The organism is Microbacterium pollutisoli (assembly GCF_053586795.1).
This window is the reverse complement of the sequence record NZ_JBNYWT010000004.1, coordinates 84,745-102,500: the sequence shown is the minus strand read 5'-3', so window position 1 is coordinate 102,500 and position 17,756 is coordinate 84,745. Positions and strand designations below refer to the sequence as shown.

Here is a 17,756-nt window from a genome sequence, read left to right as displayed (position 1 = left end):
TTTCTCGCCGACCATGTCGGCAAGGTCACGACGAGGAGAGCAAGGTCGCGATGAGGAGGACAAGGTCACGACGAGGAGAGCAAGGTCGCGATGAGGAGGACAAGGTCACGGCAACGAGAGCAAGGTCACGGCAACGAGGACAAGGTCGCGATGAGGAGGGCAAGGTCGGGAGGACGAGGGCAAGGTCGGGGAGGAGGTGGGCAAGGGTCGGGAGGAGGAGGGCAAGGTCGGGAGGAAAGTGAGAGGGGTGGATGCCGTGGCATCCACCCCTCGGGTGCGCGAAGCGCCGTTGTCACTCGTTGCCGATGGCCCCGTCGATTTTGTCGCGGACGCCGTCGACGTGCTGGTCGACGCTGTCGGGCGCGACCTTCTTGACGAAGTCCGCGGCGGTGTCGAGCACGTTGTCGCTGATGCCCTCGGCCTGCTCGGACTTGAGAGCGTCGTCGATCTTGTCCTTGTTCTGCTCGAGGAACTCTTTGCCTTTGTTCACGATGTCGTCGATACCCATGCCTGCACTCCTCACTCGCCCGGCGGGCGTCGGTGCCATTGTGTCGCGCGAGTTCAGTGCTCGACAAGCCCGAATCGTCGCCCGTTCGGCGTGCGACGCGGTAAAGATCACGCGCGGGCGCGCTCGAACTCCCAGCGCTCGATGACGCGATCGTCGCGTTGCGCGACCACGGCGCGCAGCGTCAGGGCGAGTAGCACCCCGATGGTCGCACCGATGGAATTGGCGATCACGTCGTGCACCGAGGCGTAGCGCTCCGCGAGCACGACAGATTGCACCAGCTCGATGAATCCCGACAGGGCCGGGCCGAGCAGGAGCATCACGGCCCACCACGTCATCGGCAGAGCGAGCCCGAAGAGGATGCCGAGAGGGATGAACAGCGCGACGTTCGCACTGAACTCGATGAACGCGTAATCGACGAAACCGGGCACGCCGCGCTCATGCAGCTCGGCGATCACCCTGTCGAGCATGCCCGCCACCGGGCGGTCGATGGGGCTCGGCCAGAAGACGACGAACGCTACGAAACCGCCGTAGCCGACGGCGAGCAGCCTAACGAGGAAGTGCCGGGGTCCGCTGGTGCTGGGCGGGCTCGAGTCAGGCATCCGTCGATCCTACGCACACGCGGCGATGCGGCCCGCGTCACCGCGCGCTGTTGCCGGGGGCGAGCACGGCCCGCACGGTGCGGAAGAGGATCTGCAGGTCCTGGGTGAACGACCAGTTCTCGACGTAGTAGAGGTCGAGGCGTAGGGCGTCCTCCCACGACAGGGCCGAGCGCCCGCTCACCTGCCACAGTCCACTCATGCCCGGCTTGACGAGCATCCGGCGCCGCGCGGCCTCGTCGTACAGCTCCACTTCCGCGGCCCGCTGCGGCCGGGGCCCGACCAGGCTCATGTGGCCGGTGAGGACGTTGAACAGCTGCGGCAGCTCGTCGATGGAGTGCTTCCGGATGAACCGGCCGACGGCGGTGATGCGCGGGTCGTCGTTGATCTTGAACAGGGGGCGGTCGCTGGTGCCCTGCAGGTCGAGGAGGCTGGCGAGCTGGTCGTCGGCATCGGCGACCATGGAGCGGAACTTGAGCATGCCGAACTCGCGGCCGCGGCGGCCGATGCGCACCTGCCGGTAGATCACGGGGCCTTCGGATTCGACGCGGATCGCGATCGCCGCCGCGAGCATCACCGGGGACAGCACGATGATCAGCAGGATCGAGCACACGATGTCGAACGCGCGCTTGCTGATGCGCTTGGCCCCTTCGAGGCGGGGGAACTCGACGTGCACGAGCGGCAGGCCGGCGGCGGGTCGGGTGTGGATGCGGGGGCCTGCGACGTCGGTGAGCGCGGGCGCGACGACGAGGTTGCCTTCGCGGTCGGCGATATCCCAGCCGAGCCGGCGGGTCGCTTCGGGCCCGAGGTCGTCGGCGCCCGCGATGATGATCGTGTCGGCGTCGGTCGCGTCCATCGCGTCGACGACCTGTGAGAACCCGCCGACCACGGGGACGTGCTTGATCAGCGTCCCGACCTCGCCGGGACCGATCACCCCCACGATGTCGAACCCGGATCCGTGCTCGCGGCGGATCGAATCGATGACATGCCCCGCTTTGCGCGGCTCCCCCAGCACGAGCGCCCGGTAGACGTACTTCGCGTTGCGCTGCTGATCCCGCAGCCACTGTCGCCACAGCCACCGCGTGAACAGAAGGCCGACCATGCCGACCGGCATCGCGACGACGAACAGGGCGCGTGAGACATCCATCCGCAGGAAGAAGGCCAGGGCGACGCAGAAGGCGAACACGCCGATGGTCGCGTTGACGATGCGGCGATACTCGTGGATGCCGTTGCCGACGATGTGCCGCTCGCGCGTGTCGGCCACGCTCAGTCCGATCAGCCAGACCCCCGCGACGACCAGAAGCGCGATCCAGTACGGCACGTGGAAACCGCCCGGCCACGACACCTCCACAGGCCCGAGTGGCAGCATGAGCACGCGGAACAGGAGCATCGTCACCACGATGACCGCAACGTCGCTGTAGACGAGCCATCCCGCGTAGCGGGCCGGCCAGTCGCGAGAAGTGCGTCGGGCAGAGACGGCCCAGGCCGCCCGGCGGGCGCGCTTGTCCGCTTTCCGCGCGTCGGCGGCGCTCACCAGCCGACCACGCCCCACGACACCGTCAAGCACGATCACCCTCTCTCACCAGACGCGTCCGGGGACTCACTGGTAACAGAGTAAACCGAGTCGTCCCGCCTGTCCGTGGAACGAGGGCGGCCTGCCGCTCATCCGCAGGTGTCGGAAACCAGCAGATCGGTCGCCCGCACCATCGGGGTGGTGCGCACGTCGAGGGCGCCTTCCGGCTGCGCGCCGGTGAACGTCGCCGTCACCGTCACGGTCTCACCAGGTGTGATGCGCATCTGGAAAGGCGCCACGACGCGACCGAGATCGACGTTGCCCTCACGGAACGGCTCGACCCAGTTTCCGGCGACGTCGACATCGGCGACCTCGAATCCGGGCGGTGCGTACAGGAACACCTGCGTGCTGAAGTACGAGCTGCCGTTGCGGAAGCTCTGCACGTAACGCGGGAGGGCGTCGGCTTCGTCCTGCGTGAGGTCGAGGTGCAGCGTGGCGGTGGCTGTCAGCGTCGCGGTTCCGGCGTCGCACGTCATCGCCGCGTCGACGGTGGTGTCCATGTAATAGTCGATCTTCGACGCCGACACGTCGCGGAAGTAGACGCCCAGGGTGGTCTGGTCGTCATTGGTCGTGGGCAGGATACCGGCGATGCGGCCGCCGTCTTCGAGCACGGACTGCACGTTCTCATCGGCCATCCAGGCCATGATGCTGCCCTGCGCGACGCTCTCGTTGACAGCCCAGAGCATGTCTTTCAGATCGAAGTCGCCCGACGCGACGGTGTCGAAGACCTGCGCGGCCGTCGCCGCGAAGAACTCATCGGTGGCGACGGCGCCGGACCGGGTGTAGGCGTCCCACCACTCGTACACGTCGCTGAGCAGGATGTCGACGGCGTTCGAGTCGTCGATGGTGACGTCATCGACGGTGATGGGCCCGGTGGCCACGAGGATGCGGGACAGCGCCACCGGGTCGATCGACACGACACCGTCGATGGCGGTGTCGTCGATGTCGCGGTGCCAGAAAGCGACGATCATCTGCGCCGCGGTCGGCCAGTCGGGCTGCGTGGTCGACATGTTGATGCGCTTGCCGAGGGTCGACCCGTAGAGCGCCGCCGCGCCGTCCGACACCTCGAAGTCGAGCGGCACCTTCTCTTCGAACGATCCGCTGCTGGCCTGGGTCACGATCTCGAGGTCACCGGCATCCGCACTGAGCAGCGTCTGTGACGCCGCACTGCCGCCCAGCGGCAGTGATTCGGCGTTGTTCTGGAACACGAGCAGGTAGTGCTTGGGCGAATCCGCGCCCAGCAGCGTGGGCATGAGCTCGAGCAGGGGCTGCGCCGGCTCGAGCACGGCAGCCACCTCGTCGACGCCGTCGCGCACCATGCCGATCAGCATCGGCGAGTCGGCGATGGCGAGAAGTTCCTCTGTGACCGGCGCCAGGGTCTGCGCCCCCGACTCGATGACCGGCAGAGCGCGCGCGAGGATCTCACCCTGCCCGTCGGCCTGCAGGTCGAGCACCGGCACACCGATGCCGTTCGCGACCACATTCAGAGCTTCCGAGGCCAACCGCACGGCGCGCAGGTTCTCGCCCGCCCACGGCACGTACTCGGCCACGCGCCAGATCGGGTCGGCGGTGGCGCTCGCGGCAGAGGCGGACTTGTCGGCGACCGTCGCGAACGCCGTACGGAAGTCGCCGCCGTCCGTCGCGCCGGTCAGCGCCGCACGTGCCTCGGTGAGATCGTTCTTGACGGTCAGCGCACGGAAGCCCAGCCAGGCGGCGATCCCGAGCAGGATGACGGCGATGACCGCGACGACGATGCCCACCGCGCGGCGACGGCCGCTCGGTTCTGTCGTGGAGCGTGCGCGCGCCGATGAGGACCGCCCGGTCTGCCGTGCCGCGCGCCGCCGGGTCTCGGCGTCAGCGGCCGCCGCGCGGGCAGCACGACGAGTCTCGGGTGGCATGGGTCGATTTTACGGGGCGGGGGTCTGGGAAACGGCTGGTGGCGCCCCGGCCGGTGCGAGGAAGGTGGGGCGCGCCCCGAGGGTGACGGTGACCACCCCGTCGACCGGTGACACCACCGCGGTGGCCCCCGACATCCGGACCAAGGTGATCGGCTCGTCCGACGGGATCTCGACCGTGGTGTCGCCGCCCGGCGCCCACGCGACCCGCATCGCGTCGTCGGCGGTCCCGAACCGGTACGACAGCACGCCGTCGGCGAGCGTCTCCTTGTCGAGGTACTCCCGGCCGCCCAGCTGGGTGATCATCAGCGCCTGCGCATAGCCGACCGGCTTGGGCTGCAGCGCGGCCACCCCGGGCTTCTTCTGGTAGTACATCCCGAAGTTGCCTTCGTGCACGTCGGGGTCGGGGCTGTCGTTGACCAGGTCGTACCAGAAGAACTTCTCGACGCCGTTCGCGAACGCGGTGATCGAGGTGCGCACGAGGTAGTCGGCTTGGGCGTTGACGGTGCGACCGCCGGTCTTCGACGACGTGCCCAGCTCGGTGATCCAGATCGGGCGGGTGTCACCGCCGTGGGTCTGCATGCTCTTGTTCGCGGTCGCGATGATGCCTGCCAGCGATTCCGGGTTGCCGCTGACCTCGTAGGGGTGGAAGCTGACGACGTCGGAGTATTCGAGTCCACCGTCGCGCCACAGGCCGTCGAACCAGTCGGCGTCGTACCGCGCCGTCGACCCGGCGACCAGAGGCAGGTCGGGATCGATCTTGCGCACTTCCTTCTCCACCGACTGCAGCAGCGGCACGTAGCAGGACGGGTCGGTGCCGCACCCGGTCTTGTTGAAGCGATCGTGGTTGAACTCGTTGAACACTTCGAGGCCGATCAGGTCGAAGCGATCGGCGATGGCGGCGGCATACCGGCCGTAGGCGGCGATGGCGGCGGGCGTGTCGGGCGTGCGCTCGCTGCCGTACAGCTTGTTGCCGTAGTTCACGATGCCCAGCAGGTGGATGCCGTGGGCGTGCAGCCGGTCGAACCCGTCGGCGTACCGCTTGTCCCAGCGGTACTCCCCCTTGGTCGTCTCGTTGTGTCGCCAGAGGATGTCGTTGCGGGCAAGGCCCAGGCCGAGTGTGTTGGCCAGGTCGGCGGCGTCGTCGTACCAGTCACGCTCGACGTGCAGGCCGACTCCGAAACGGGGATCGACCGGCACGGCGTCCCCGGCGTAGTCGATCAGCCCGAGCTTGGTGGAGACCGCGTCTCCGGCCGAGTCGGTGACCGTCAGGGTGTAATAGCCCTGCTCGAGCCCCTCCAGCTCGAACGCGTCGACGGCCCGGGTCACCTCGGCGCTGCCTCGGGCGACGACGTCACCGGCGTCGTTCGCAGCCTGCCAGGTAGCGGCGCCCTCCGGCATCCGCACTGCCAGCAGGGGTTCGTCGGCGGGGAGGATGAGCGTACGGTTGAGGATGACGTCGCCGCCGTTGACCTTCTCGAACGACGGGTTCGGGATGACGTTGTCGCCGCCGTCGGCGGGAACGAGAGTGACATCGTCGACCCCCAGTCCCGAGACCGGCCCGTCGAGCACGATCCGCACGCTGGTGGTCGTGGCGTCCGCCGGAGCGACGAAGCTGCCGATCACGGTGTCCCATTCGGCGTCGAGTTCGGGCAGTTCGATGCGCCGGTCGCCGATCATCACGCTCGCGGCCACGTCGGTCGGCAGCGGCGACAGCACGCGCATCTGCGCGGAGAAGTCGTAGGACTGTCCCGCGACGACCTCGGCTTCGACTTCCAAAGCGGTGGTCTCGCCGTCGACGACCGGAGCGTCGACGTAGGCGGCGACCGATCCGCTGGCCGCGTCACCGACCTGCGGCAGCACGCGCGCGATCTTGGTGGTGGGCGCCTGCGCCCAGGAGCCGAGATCGCCGATGGCCGCCACCGAGCTCGGCATCGCGACCGGGGTGGGGGTCGGAGTGGGCGTAGGCGTCACGGTCGGCGTCGGCGTGTCGGGTGCGACTTCGGGCTCGGCCCCGCCGGAGGCCGCCAGGGCGATGCCCACAGCCGCCGCCCCCAGAGCCACCACCACGGCCCCACCGGTCACCCACTGCCATTTGCGAACGCGCAACCCATCACCTCATGTCTCGTCGGCACAACGGTGCACCATCCTCGCAGACGTCTCTGAGAGCACGGTCCGGGAAAGAAGCATCTCAGTCGCGGCCGTAGATGTCGCGCGTGTAGACCTTGTGGGCGACGTCGGCGAGGACGTCGGTCGAGCGGTTGGCGATGATCACATCGGCCCGTGCCTTGAACGCGTCGAGGTCACGGACGACCTCGGAGTGGTAGAAGTCGTCCTCTTCGAGGCTGGGTTCGTAGACGATGACGTTGACGCCCTTCGCCTTGATGCGCTTCATGATCCCCTGGATCGACGAGGCGCGGAAGTTGTCCGACCCCGACTTCATGACCAGGCGGTAGACGCCCACCGTCTGCGGTTCGCGGGCGAGGATGTCGGCGGCGACGAAGTCCTTGCGGGTGCTGTTGGCGTCGACGATCGCGGCGATGAGGTTCTGCGGCACCTCGGAGTAATTGGCGAGCAGCTGCTTGGTGTCTTTGGGCAGGCAGTATCCGCCGTAGCCGAACGAGGGGTTGTTGTAGTGCGACCCGATGCGGGGGTCCAGTCCCACGCCCTCGATGACCTGGCGCGCGTCGAGTCCGCGCACGGCCGCGTAGGTGTCGAGTTCGTTGAAGTAGGCGACACGCAATGCCAGATAGGTGTTGGCGAACAGCTTGATCGCCTCGGCCTCGGTGGGGTCGGTCAGCAGCACCGGCACGTTCTCATCGATCGCGCCTTCGAGCAGCAGGTCGGCGAAGCGCTGCCCCGCCGGGCCACGGTCACCCACGACGATGCGTGACGGATGCAGGTTGTCGTAGAGCGCCTGCCCCTCGCGCAGGAACTCGGGCGAGAACACGATGACCGCACCGGGACGTTCGGCGCGGACACGCTCGGTGAACCCGACCGGCACGGTGGATTTGATGACGATCGTCGCGGCGGGGTTGACGGCGAGCACCGCATCGATGACCGATTCGACAGACGAGGTGTCGAAGTAGTTGGTGTCTTCGTCGTAGTTGGTCGGGGTGGCCACGACGACCAGCTCGGCGTCGCGGTAGGCGGCGGGGCCGTCGACGGTGGCGGTCAGGTCGAGCTCACGGGTCGCGAGGTACTCCTCGAGCTCCGCGTCGACGATCGGCGAGACGCGCCGATTGATCAGTTCGACTTTGTGCGGATCGAGGTCGACGGCGGTCACGGTGTGGTTCTGCGCGAGGATGACGGCGTTCGACAGGCCCACATAGCCGGTGCCGGCGATGGCGATCTTCATGCGGAAAAGCGTATCCCGGTCGGCGGTGGGTATTTCATACGGGTGCGCGGGGCCGCGCCGATAGACTCGACGCCGATGACTGCGGCGCCCCTGATCTCGATCGTCTTGCCGGTCTTCAACGACGAGGCGACCGTCGCCGCCGCATTGACCAGCTGCCTGGAGCAGACGCTCCAGGAGATCGAGGTCCTCTGCGTCGACGACGCCTCCACCGACGGCACGGTCGCGGTCATCGAGCGGTTCGCCGCGCGAGACACCCGGGTGCGCCTGCTGCAGCACGCGCACAACCGGTCGGCTTTCCAGGCGCGGCGCACCGGCATCCTCGCCGCAGCGGCACCCCACCTGCTCTTCCTCGACGGCGATGACGAACTCGTTCCGGATGCCGCCCGCAAGGCGCTCCTCCTCGCCCAGGCATCGGGGGCCGATGTCGTGGGCTTCGGTGTCACCGTCGTCGAGAAGGACGGCCGGACCGGTGGCGCGTATGAACAGCGCTTGCAGCCGGTGCACCACGCGCTCGAGGGCACCGGGGTGCTGAAGGGGCTGTTCCCGATCGGCAAGCCCGCGCAGGGTCAGCTCTGGCGCTTCCTGTTCCGCACCTCGGTGTTGCGCCAGGCGTGCGCCATGGTGTCCGAGGATCTCGAGCTGCCACGGGTCAACGACCTGCCGCTGCTGTTCCTGACCGCCGCGCTGGCCACCTCCTTCGCGTCGATGCCTGACAAGCTGTACCGATATCACTTCGGCCGTGGCGGGAGCGGCCACGACGTCGACTCGATCGAGCGGGCTGAGTTCTATGCGTCAGCGATCCGGTCGATCGATGCGATCGCGGCGGCGGTCGACGCGCTGGGCGCGCACCATCCGGACGCGGATCTGCTGCGACGCAGCTATGAATCCGCACGGCTGTCGATCATCGGTTACGTGTGCTCCCAGCTGATCGACCGCAGTGACAGCACGACCGTCGACGCGGCGCTCGCACATCTGCACACGGTCGCCTCGGCCCACGACGTGGTGCACGCCGCGGCCCGCTTCTATCCCCGCGTGCTCTCCACGCTGAAGTTCCACACCCCCTGGCAGGGACTCGACGACACACCGGTGCGCAGCGTGCTGCTGGCGACGTCGACGCTGCGCACCGGCGGCGTCTCGGCGGTGCTCACGTCGCAGGCGCACTACCTGCGTGACGCGGGGTACGAGGTGACGGTCGTCGCGCGCAACGGCGACAGCGACAGCAGCGGCCTGCCGGCCGGCGTCACCTTCGTCGAACTGGGCGGACGCGACCTGCCGAGCCGGCTCGAAGACTGGGGGCGCATCTGCCGCGAGCACAAGGTCGATGTCGTCATCGACCACCAAGTGCTCTACACGGATCACTGGCCCGAGTATGCGCTCATGTCGCGCGCCGAGGGCGCCGCGACCATCGGCTGGCTGCACAACTTCGTCGCCCGCCCCCTGTATGACGGCAATGATCGGCTCTCGCTCATCGAACGCTGCAGCAGCACGCTCGCGCAGGTGATCACGCTCTCCCCACTCGATGTGGCGTACTTCAAGCTGCGCGGTGTGTCGCATGCCGCCTATCTGCCGAACCCGCCGTCGCCGCTGCTGCGAGAAGCAGTCGAAGGGCCGGTCGACAAGGCTCCCCCCACGGGGCGCGTGCGGCTGATCTGGTGGGGCCGGCTCGAACAGCGCACGAAGCAGGTGTATGAGCTGATCGAGGTCGGCGTGCAGTTGCGGCGAAGGGGCGTCGACTACGACCTCACGGTGATCGGGCCCGACTGGGACGATGTAACCGCCAAGAAGTTCAACGCCGAAGCGCGACGCCGACGGGTGGGTGACCGGGTCGTCGCCGTCGGCCCGCGGCGCGGCCGGCAGCTCCTGGACGCCATCGACGCCGCCGACGTGTTCGTGTCGACGAGCATCATCGAGGGATATCAGCTGACGATCGCCGAGGCGCAGGCACGCGGGCTGCCCGTCGTCATGTACGACCTGCCGTGGCTGACGCTCGTGCAGGGGAACGAAGGGCTCCTTTCGGTGCCGCAGGGCGATGCGCACGCGCTCGCCCGCCAGGTCGCGCTCCTCGCCGATGACCCCGCCCGGTACGCGCGACTGTCGCAGGCGTCCGTCGCCGCCGCGCGGCGCGCGCTGTCGTACGACTTCGCGACGCTGTACGAGGGGGTCGTCTCCGGCACGCTGCCGGCCGAGTTCAGTCCAGATCCGACCGCGGACGATGCCCGTGCACTGCTCGGACTGTTCGTGTTCTATGCCGAGCACGCGCGTCGCGGCCGTGCCCGCACCGACAGTGGCTCACGGCTCGGCGGCCGCGTGTGGCAGGCTGTGGCGCCGTTCGGCCGCGCCGCCTTGCAGCGCCTGCCAGGTTTGCGGCCGCTCGCGCATCGCGCCAAAGGTTGGCTGCGCGCGCGATAGGCGCCTCAGATGTCGAGCGCGCTCGTCGGATCGACGGGGATGACCGGTGCCGGGCCGGGCTCGGTCTCGGGAGGTTGAGTCGGTTCGGGCGCGGGCTCGGTGGGTTCGGGCGCGGGCTCCGTCGGTTCGGGCGCAGGCTCGGTGGGCTCGGGCGCAGGCTCGGTCGGTTCGGGCGCGGGGTCCGTGGGCTCGGGTTCGGTGCTCGGTTCAGGCGCGGGCGCGGGGGCCGGCTGCTGCGGTGCCTGGGGCTGCCGGTCGGGAACGGGTTGTTGCGTCTGCTGCGGCACCGGGAGCTCCTCCGCGACCGGCACGAGCACTCGCGTCACCGTGATGGCGTGGCTGACCCGTTCGCCATCGCGGCCCTCCGCGGTCAGCGTGTAGACCTGGGTCTCCTCCGCGCAGGCGAATGGCAATTCCTGCTCGACGGCCACCGCCGGCAGATCATTGCGCAGCGGTGCGGCGACCGCGTCGATCTCGACGGCGCCGGTTGCGACCGCCACCACCCGCGCGTTGTCGACGCGCCAGGTGAACCGGGCGGTGGCCTCCTCGTCTTCACTGGCGCACACGACCGATTCCGTGCTCGACGTGAAGGTGGTGATGACCGGGGGCCCGGCGGTGATGGGGGCCCCGGCCGGTGCCGGTGCGGGATCGGGGACCCGGGTGAGGATGCCGATCGCCGCGCCCGCCGCGACGGCCAGCAGCAGGACCCCCAGCGTGATCATCAACGCGATGAGCCGCCTGCGGCGGCGTTCGCGGGCCGTCCGCCGGAAGCGGTCGCGTCGTGCGGCGGTACGCGGGTTCTCGCGTTCCCCGGCTCCGGCGGATGCCACGGCGAGGAGCTCGTCGAAAAGCGACGGCTCCTGGGGAGCTGCGGCGGCGCGGGGTGCGGCGACCGGCACGGCAGACGTCTGTGCCGCGGGCTTGGCAGGTGGGAATGTCGGCGGCTTCGGCGCCGCTTTCGTCTTCGTCGCCGCGGCGGCGCCGACCGCGGTGCTGCCGGGCTGCTTCGTCCACTTGACATAGTCGGCGATCACGTCGCCGGAGGGCCCGTCGGCCACAAGCTCACCCTTGTGGATCCACAGCACCCGCTCGCACGTGTCTCTGAGCGATCCCGCCGAGTGGCTCACGATCATGACGAGACCGGCCTGCTCCTGCAGTTCGCGGATGCGCTTCTCACTCTTGGCTTTGAAGCGCCGGTCGCCGACGGCGAGCGCCTCGTCGATGAGAAGGATGGAGTGCGCTTTGGCCGAGGCGATGGCGAATCGCAATCGTGCGGCCATCCCCGATGAGTAGGTGCGCATCGGATGATGGATGAACTCGTTGAGTTCGGCGAAGTCGGCGATCTCGTCGACCTGTGCGGCGGCCTCCTCAGGGGTGTACCCCATCGCCAGCAGGCCGAGCTTGATGTTGTTCTCGCCCGAGAGTTCCGGGACCAGTGCCGCGTTGACGCCGAGCAGCACAGGCCGGTCGCGGGCCCAGATCGTGCCGCCCGAGGTCGGGATGAGCCCCGTCATCGCACGGAAGAGTGTCGACTTGCCCGACCCGTTGTGCCCGACGACACCGATCGTCTCGCCCTCGCCCGCTGTGAACGACACGCCGCGCAGGGCGGGCACCTCCTGAAGGTCGCGCCCTCCGCGGAAGGTTTTCAGGCTGAGCAGGTTGTCGCGGGCGCTGAAGCGCTTGCCGGATGCGTACACGCGGTACGTCACGTGCGCGTCATCGGCCACGATCATCGCCCGTCGCTCAGCGCGCTGCGCATCGAGCGAATCGGTGGGGAGCAGCAGGTCAGTCACTGAGGCCGTACCTCGCTTCGGCCTGCCAGAAGAAGACCACCCCGGCCACCACGGTCACCAGCGCCCAGATGGGAGCAGCGATCCAGGCGATCAGCGGCGCGGTATATGAGCTGAGCAGTAGCTCGCGGGCGATCGCGATGAACTCGTACGTCGGGATGAGGTGCGCGATCGTCAGCAGAACGGGGTAGGGCGCCAGCGCTCCGTCGACGCTGAAGATGATGCCGCTCGCGTAGAACAGCAGGCGGCTGATCACGGGGATGAACTGCTGCACGTCACGGATGTGCACCGACAGCCGCGCAAAGATCAGCGCGACGCCCAGGTTGAAGATCCCCATCACGACGAGCAGCGGGAAGATCAGCAGCCACGACCAGGTGATCGGCTCCCCGAAGACGAGCAGAAGGATGCCGAGCAGGACGACGACCGGGATCATCTTCATGGCCTGTTCCGCCACGACCGCTACCGGCAGCAGGATGCGGGGGAACCCGAAGCTCTGCACAAGTTTCGTGTTGCTGGTCACCGCCTTGGCGCCGTTGCCGAACGAGCCGGTGAAGAACTCGAAGATAAAGATCCCGATGATGATGAACTGTACGAAATCCGCCGGCCGTGCGGCACCGGCCAGAATGAAGTTGAAGATAGTCCCGTACAGGATTGCCATGAGCAGAGGCTTGAGCACGATCCACAGCACCCCGAGCCGGTTACGCAACAACCCGCCGACCAGCTTGTAGGCCGCCAGGGTGAAAGCGAAGCTACGCCGCCGCCAAGCCTCAGCGAGATAGGTGCCGAGAGACGGGCGGCGTCCGATGTCATAGAGGCCATCGGTCGCTGACGAAAGGTGCGCATCCACCAAAGAATCGACAACCTTCCTGAGCGCCACGTGCCGCGTGGGACCCTCCCGCCAGCGTTCGTCTCGTCTGATGATTTATTGTCTTGTCCGATGATACTGCGGCACCCTGGCCGCTGCTGGCAATGCCCGGTGCAGGCAGAAGAGTTATTCGTCCAACCACACTCACTGTTGGCGACACCGCCCGGAACGGGAGGAATTCGCATCGTGGTCGACCTCGTCACACCGGCGCGACCATCTCGGCTATCCGTTCCTCAAGGGAACCCACCGATCGACGAGCAGCGTCCACCAATACGGCGAGGTCACCACGTTCGGTCTGCAGGTTGGTGACACGGTCGGCAAGACCATGGTGGTCGCCGGTGAGCGCACCGAGGCCAGCCGCATCAAGGATGCGCTTTATCTTCTGCGGATCTGACGCAGACCCGATCGGGTAGGCGCCTTCCGTCGCGCCGATGACCAGCGCGTGTGCTCGATCGCTCACCACGGCGATGCTTCTGGAATACACCGACCGCACATGCCGATCGAGATCGTCATGTCGTGTGCTCCGAGCGACCAGATAACGTCCCCCTAGAGCTGAAGCCAGCCCAACAGCCCGCGGTGAATCGCGAGCCACCTGCGCCAGGGTGACAATCTCCGTGCGCGTCTCCGCAGCGATCGATCGGACTGTCCGCAACCAGGCGTCGCACGGCCACGGGCGATCAAACCGGAGCGTGACTGCGAGCAGCCCGCGCGAATGAGCAGGGAGCCACGTGCTTGTCCGCGGACCGAGGGCGAAGGCCCAGTCGGGAGCGACCGTGCCGAAGCCAGCGGCTCGCTGCGACTCCGAATCCCGCCAGGAGACGATGCGCGCATCGCGTAGCAAAGGGTCGAAGATGGCGCCCATGCTGTGATGGGGGTCTCTAAACCCCAGGCCAGCGGCGATGACCTCACCCCCGTGTTGGACGAACCGGCGGATTTCTGTTGCACGGTGCGGATGGGGGAATCGTTGATTGCTCTGTGGATTCACCTCACCCGCGTTTACCACGAAGAGTGGCCGTTGTGATCCGACAGCGGCGTTCAGCCACCGACGCCGGTCCGCGTAGCAAAGATCGGCGGGGAGAGTCGGAATGCCCGAGAGGTAGTCAGACGATTGCCCCTCCAAGTAGATGTGGAGACGAGACCCTGCTCTGCGTAATGCACCGATGAGTGCCGCGCGCAACGCCGAATCGCCCAGGTTGTCATCCTGTCCGGACGGATGCACGAAGACATCTCTCACTGCCAACCTCCCTGCCAAGCGATTTTAGTTGGGCAATTGCGACGCGCGCGCGGAGCAGAGAACGCCTCACCGCGGTCAGTTGACCCGCCCCGTAGCGTCGGCGCTGGCCCGTCGATCGAACCAGCCCCGCAACGCACGAGTGAACCAATCGCGCAGTGTTCGTGGCATCCAGGTAATCGCTCGTCCCAACCGGTAAGAGGGGCCCGCCGTGACGTGCCGCAACTCCCGCTGAACTAGGCGGAGTTCGCGTCGAAGCGCAGCGATCTCACCCGTCTCATAGGAGACCCCCGGTCTGTCGTGCCCGATCGAACGCTCGGCGTATCGGACGAGCCAATCGATGAGGAGGCTGGCTTCGGCGACCGACGGACTCGGTGAATAGTCGGGCGGTAGATCGTCGTCGAAGAGCTGAAACAGGAGCTTGGTAAAGTCGACCTCCGCAGCCATCGAGGCGAACTCACGCGCCGCCGCGGAGAGCCGCGCGTATCGTTGCCGATCTATCGCCAGATCGGCGATTGCCGCTGCGAGTGCCTCGGGGTCGTCGGGTGGGGTCGTGATAATGCCGGCACTGTCACGCACTGCGGTGAGCCAAGGCAAGTCGTACATCACAGCGGGTAATGCGAGAGCTTGTGCTTCGAGAAGCGCAAGGGGGGCACCCTCGATCGCGCTCGTCATGAGGTAAAGGTGAGCTTCCTCCAGTTCGACGATCAGTTCATCGGCGTCACGGTTTCCGACGATCTCGACGTGCGCCTCGAGCCCGTAGTCCGCCGCGTAGCTGCGCAGCTCGGCGCTACGGAGACTCTTCGTTTCTGGCCCGATGATTCTCAGGCTGTAATTGACGCCGCGTGCGCTTAACGCTGCGGCCGCCTGTATAAGCTGGTGCGGCTGTTTGGTTGAGTTGTCCAAGCGTCCCCACCAGACCAGTTGCAGACGACCGCCGCGATACGCCCGGTCCGCGCGCGATGCAAGTGCCGCCAGAGTCAAAGGAGACGGGGGATTGGGCAGGTATACCGTCCGTCGAACCCCACGCATCTTCCAGAATGCAACGTCAGCCGGCGAGAGCGTCACGACTCTGAGGAGCAAGCGCAGGTGTGTTGTAAGAAAACTAGTCCGACGGCTGCGATCAAGAACTGGCCGCAAAGCGAAGTTGTGGAGCCACCCGATGGTAGGCACGCCGATGGCCAGCGCGGCGTGAGTCAACCATGGCCATTCACGGTTGTACATGATGTGATGGTCGATGATGACATCAATCGAATAAAGCTGGCAGATACTCACCCATTGGTCGAGTCGGCTGGCCATGTCTGAGTCGAGCACTACCACCTCGACTCCCACTGGCAGATCGACTTCCAGCTTCGCTGGTCGACGAACGGCAATAACGACATGACAACCCGCCTCGGTGAGTCGGTTCGCCTGGTCAATCACCACTGCTTGAAGTCCGCCTGTGTCCAGATGGGCCGTCGTGAGAAGGACGCGCTTGGTGGACGAGATCCGTTGCGGAGGTTCGACTGCGAACTGGGAAAGTGCGGGGAGCGCTTCCTGGAAGTAACGCACCGCGGCGCGCACAACATCTAGGTGGCCGACGCGGTCCACGATCAACGTCAAACCAGGCGCATCAACGACCCCGTGCTCACTAGCGCACATACGAAGCGCCTCCGCTATCGCGTTAAGGCGAGCCGCGTCATACAGATGGATGAGGCTGTCGTCGCTACCGCTTGTCTCAGCGATCGACCCGACGGGGCCACGAAGAGCGGACATGGTATCGACGCGACTTAGCCAGAGTTTGAACCGAGCCTCCGGATCTTGCCATCGCTCTGCATCGGCCCGACTAGAGCGACGATATAGGTCACTCCGAATGCGCACGTACTTTCGAGCATATGCCAGTAGCAGGAAGATGAACGCCATATCATCCCCGGGCCCCGGGACTGCAAGCCCAGGCAGGGCGGCGCTCACCTTACGAAGAAGCGACAAGCTAATGAGGTGACCCCACAAGTGCGGACGTCTGGTACCCCCGAATGGAAACAACGCGGGAGCCATTTCCAGCCCAACCCAATTTTCGCGGCTGGGTGGCAATGACGTTTGAGTCGCGCCAGATGCACTCGAGTTCGCGTGAGCCGCCTCGATCCCGAATCCGACGACATCCGCCCTCTCCGCGCGTGCTGTGATGAGCACTGTTTCCATCGCGTCAACCGTCAGTTCATCACCCACCTCGAGGAAGCCGACATAGGGCGCATTCGCACTCGATACTCCGAGCATTGTGGCGCTGGTCGTCGAATCAGTGCTCAGCCGTTGAACCAATCTGACCCGGGAGTCCGAGCGCTGATAGCTTTCGACGACCTTGAGGGTGCCTTCGTTTGAGCCTGCGTCTACACAGACGACCTCAATCTCCCTGAGCGATTGTCGAAGGCAGCTTTCGATCGCACTCCCGACGTGTGTTTCGTCGTTATTGAGGCGAATGACAATGGAAACTCGGGGACCGGCCACAGTGCGTACCTCGATCTGGAGCGGAAGAGCGTAGTAGGGACCCGGCCCATGTGATGCGAGTCACTGGTAGCCTACCGAGCTGGTGTCTAGCGCGGGCCCGGCGGCCTGATGAACCCCCGGTTACCGCGGTGGGATTGTGACGCGGCTTGAAAAGCGCTGAGGTAGTGGGAGCGAATCGTGGGGAGGTCGCGACCCGTGAGGTCCGGCCGCGGCCCCCGGTTGCCGTCCGACGCTTTGGCGACGGCATCGACGAGCGTGGCGGAAGTGATCGGCCCATCGCTCAGGTGGGTCCAACCCGTAGTCACGTCGCGCGCGAGCTTCGTAGTCCATGCGGTCCTTGGCATCAGCACGAGCCGGTTCAGAGATAAGGCGAGAAGTGCCGTCTGCACTGCTTCGATCGAGTCGACGCGCGGAATGACGACGACCTCAGCGGCGGTGATTTCCTGCACTCGAGCACCATCGGATAGCTGCTCGAGCCGTGCGGACAATGTAGTTGCATGCCGCGCGCAGTCTGCACGTACGGACGCCTCGACTTCCTCGCCTACCCGGCCCGCGATCCGCAAAGTGATACCCGAAACGCTTGCGGCGAGGGCAGCGGCGACCAATGAGTTGATCTCGCTCTCTGGATTCGATGGCACAAGATACAAAATTCTTCCGCGAACCATATCCTCGTGCGGATACCCGATGAATCGATCGCGATAGTGGGAATGCCGAATGTCAGCGGTACAGACACCGTCCGGCGTCGGAGATGCCCCTTCCAGCGACACGAAGATGCTGGTCGCATCATCAAGTAACCTACGTGCGAGTCGCGCGGCAGTGCCTGTCGGTTTTTTCTGCTCCACTATGTGGACCGTGCGAACGAGTGCGATCTTACGAGCACGAAGGATGCTGCACAGAATGATCGCCAAGAGAAGCCGGCGAACTGGACGGTCCTCCGGTGCGCCCACGAGTCGGTCCAGGTCTTCATCCGCCACATGGATCACATCCATGTCGAAACGCCTCAGCACACCTTGTGAGTACCTGAACACGACGTCAGGAGTGTGTACACCG

The 17,756-nt window shown here is 66.5% G+C and carries 12 protein-coding genes and 1 pseudogene; 1 reads left to right on the top strand and 12 read right to left on the bottom strand.

Annotated elements, in window-relative coordinates:
- Nucleotides 1–292: 292 nt before the first annotated feature.
- The 6 genes from ACQ143_RS10230 to ACQ143_RS10205 form a co-directional block, all read right to left on the bottom strand.
- Entirely contained in the window at nt 293–508 is a 216-nt protein-coding gene (locus tag ACQ143_RS10230; RefSeq protein ID WP_449570588.1) for an Rv0909 family putative TA system antitoxin, read from the bottom strand.
- Nucleotides 509–615: 107 nt separating this feature from the next.
- Nucleotides 616–1,107, bottom strand: a complete 492-nt coding sequence (locus tag ACQ143_RS10225; protein ID WP_449570587.1) for a VanZ family protein — start codon at nt 1,105–1,107, stop codon at nt 616–618.
- A 37-nt stretch (nt 1,108–1,144) separates the two neighbouring features.
- Nucleotides 1,145–2,671 (bottom strand): sugar transferase, encoded by a 1,527-nt coding sequence (locus tag ACQ143_RS10220; protein ID WP_449570586.1) that lies wholly within the window; start codon nt 2,669–2,671, stop codon nt 1,145–1,147.
- A gap of 95 nt (nt 2,672–2,766) precedes the next feature.
- Nucleotides 2,767–4,575, bottom strand: a complete 1,809-nt coding sequence (locus ACQ143_RS10215; RefSeq protein ID WP_449570585.1) for a DUF4012 domain-containing protein — start codon at nt 4,573–4,575, stop codon at nt 2,767–2,769.
- Nucleotides 4,576–4,584: 9 nt separating this feature from the next.
- Nucleotides 4,585–6,681: a cellulase family glycosylhydrolase gene (locus ACQ143_RS10210; protein WP_449570584.1), complete on the bottom strand. Its 2,097-nt coding sequence runs from the start codon at nt 6,679–6,681 to the stop codon at nt 4,585–4,587.
- An 82-nt stretch (nt 6,682–6,763) separates the two neighbouring features.
- Nucleotides 6,764–7,930, bottom strand: a complete 1,167-nt coding sequence (locus ACQ143_RS10205; RefSeq protein WP_449570583.1) for a nucleotide sugar dehydrogenase — start codon at nt 7,928–7,930, stop codon at nt 6,764–6,766.
- Between the two features lie 75 nt (nt 7,931–8,005).
- On the opposite strand from ACQ143_RS10205, the gene ACQ143_RS10200 reads away from it, so the two are divergent.
- Nucleotides 8,006–10,339 carry a glycosyltransferase gene (locus tag ACQ143_RS10200; RefSeq protein WP_449570582.1) on the top strand — a complete coding sequence of 778 codons (2,334 nt, stop codon included), beginning with the start codon at nt 8,006–8,008 and terminating at the stop codon, nt 10,337–10,339.
- A gap of 5 nt (nt 10,340–10,344) precedes the next feature.
- Here ACQ143_RS10200 and ACQ143_RS10195 read toward each other — a convergent pair whose 3' ends face one another.
- From ACQ143_RS10195 to ACQ143_RS10170, 6 genes and pseudogenes are all read right to left on the bottom strand, one after another.
- Nucleotides 10,345–12,132, bottom strand: a complete 1,788-nt coding sequence (locus ACQ143_RS10195) for an ABC transporter ATP-binding protein (RefSeq protein ID WP_449570581.1) — start codon at nt 12,130–12,132, stop codon at nt 10,345–10,347.
- On the bottom strand, nt 12,125–13,006 hold the full coding sequence (locus ACQ143_RS10190) for an ABC transporter permease (RefSeq protein ID WP_449570580.1): 882 nt from the start codon (nt 13,004–13,006) through the stop codon (nt 12,125–12,127). The genes ACQ143_RS10195 and ACQ143_RS10190 overlap by 8 nt, the downstream gene beginning before the upstream one ends.
- 187 nt (nt 13,007–13,193) lie before the next feature.
- Nucleotides 13,194–13,856, bottom strand: coding sequence for a hypothetical protein (locus tag ACQ143_RS10185; protein WP_449570579.1), 663 nt, complete (start codon nt 13,854–13,856; stop codon nt 13,194–13,196).
- Nucleotides 13,857–14,303: 447 nt separating this feature from the next.
- Nucleotides 14,304–15,827, bottom strand: coding sequence for a glycosyltransferase (locus ACQ143_RS10180; RefSeq protein ID WP_449570851.1), 1,524 nt, complete (start codon nt 15,825–15,827; stop codon nt 14,304–14,306).
- 510 nt (nt 15,828–16,337) lie between these two features.
- Nucleotides 16,338–16,706 (bottom strand): annotated as a pseudogene (locus ACQ143_RS10175) (glycosyltransferase family 2 protein); the annotation flags it as partial.
- Between the two features lie 86 nt (nt 16,707–16,792).
- Complete coding sequence (locus ACQ143_RS10170) at nt 16,793–17,695, bottom strand: hypothetical protein (RefSeq protein WP_449570578.1); 903 nt, start codon at nt 17,693–17,695, stop codon at nt 16,793–16,795.
- Nucleotides 17,696–17,756 lie beyond the last annotated feature (61 nt).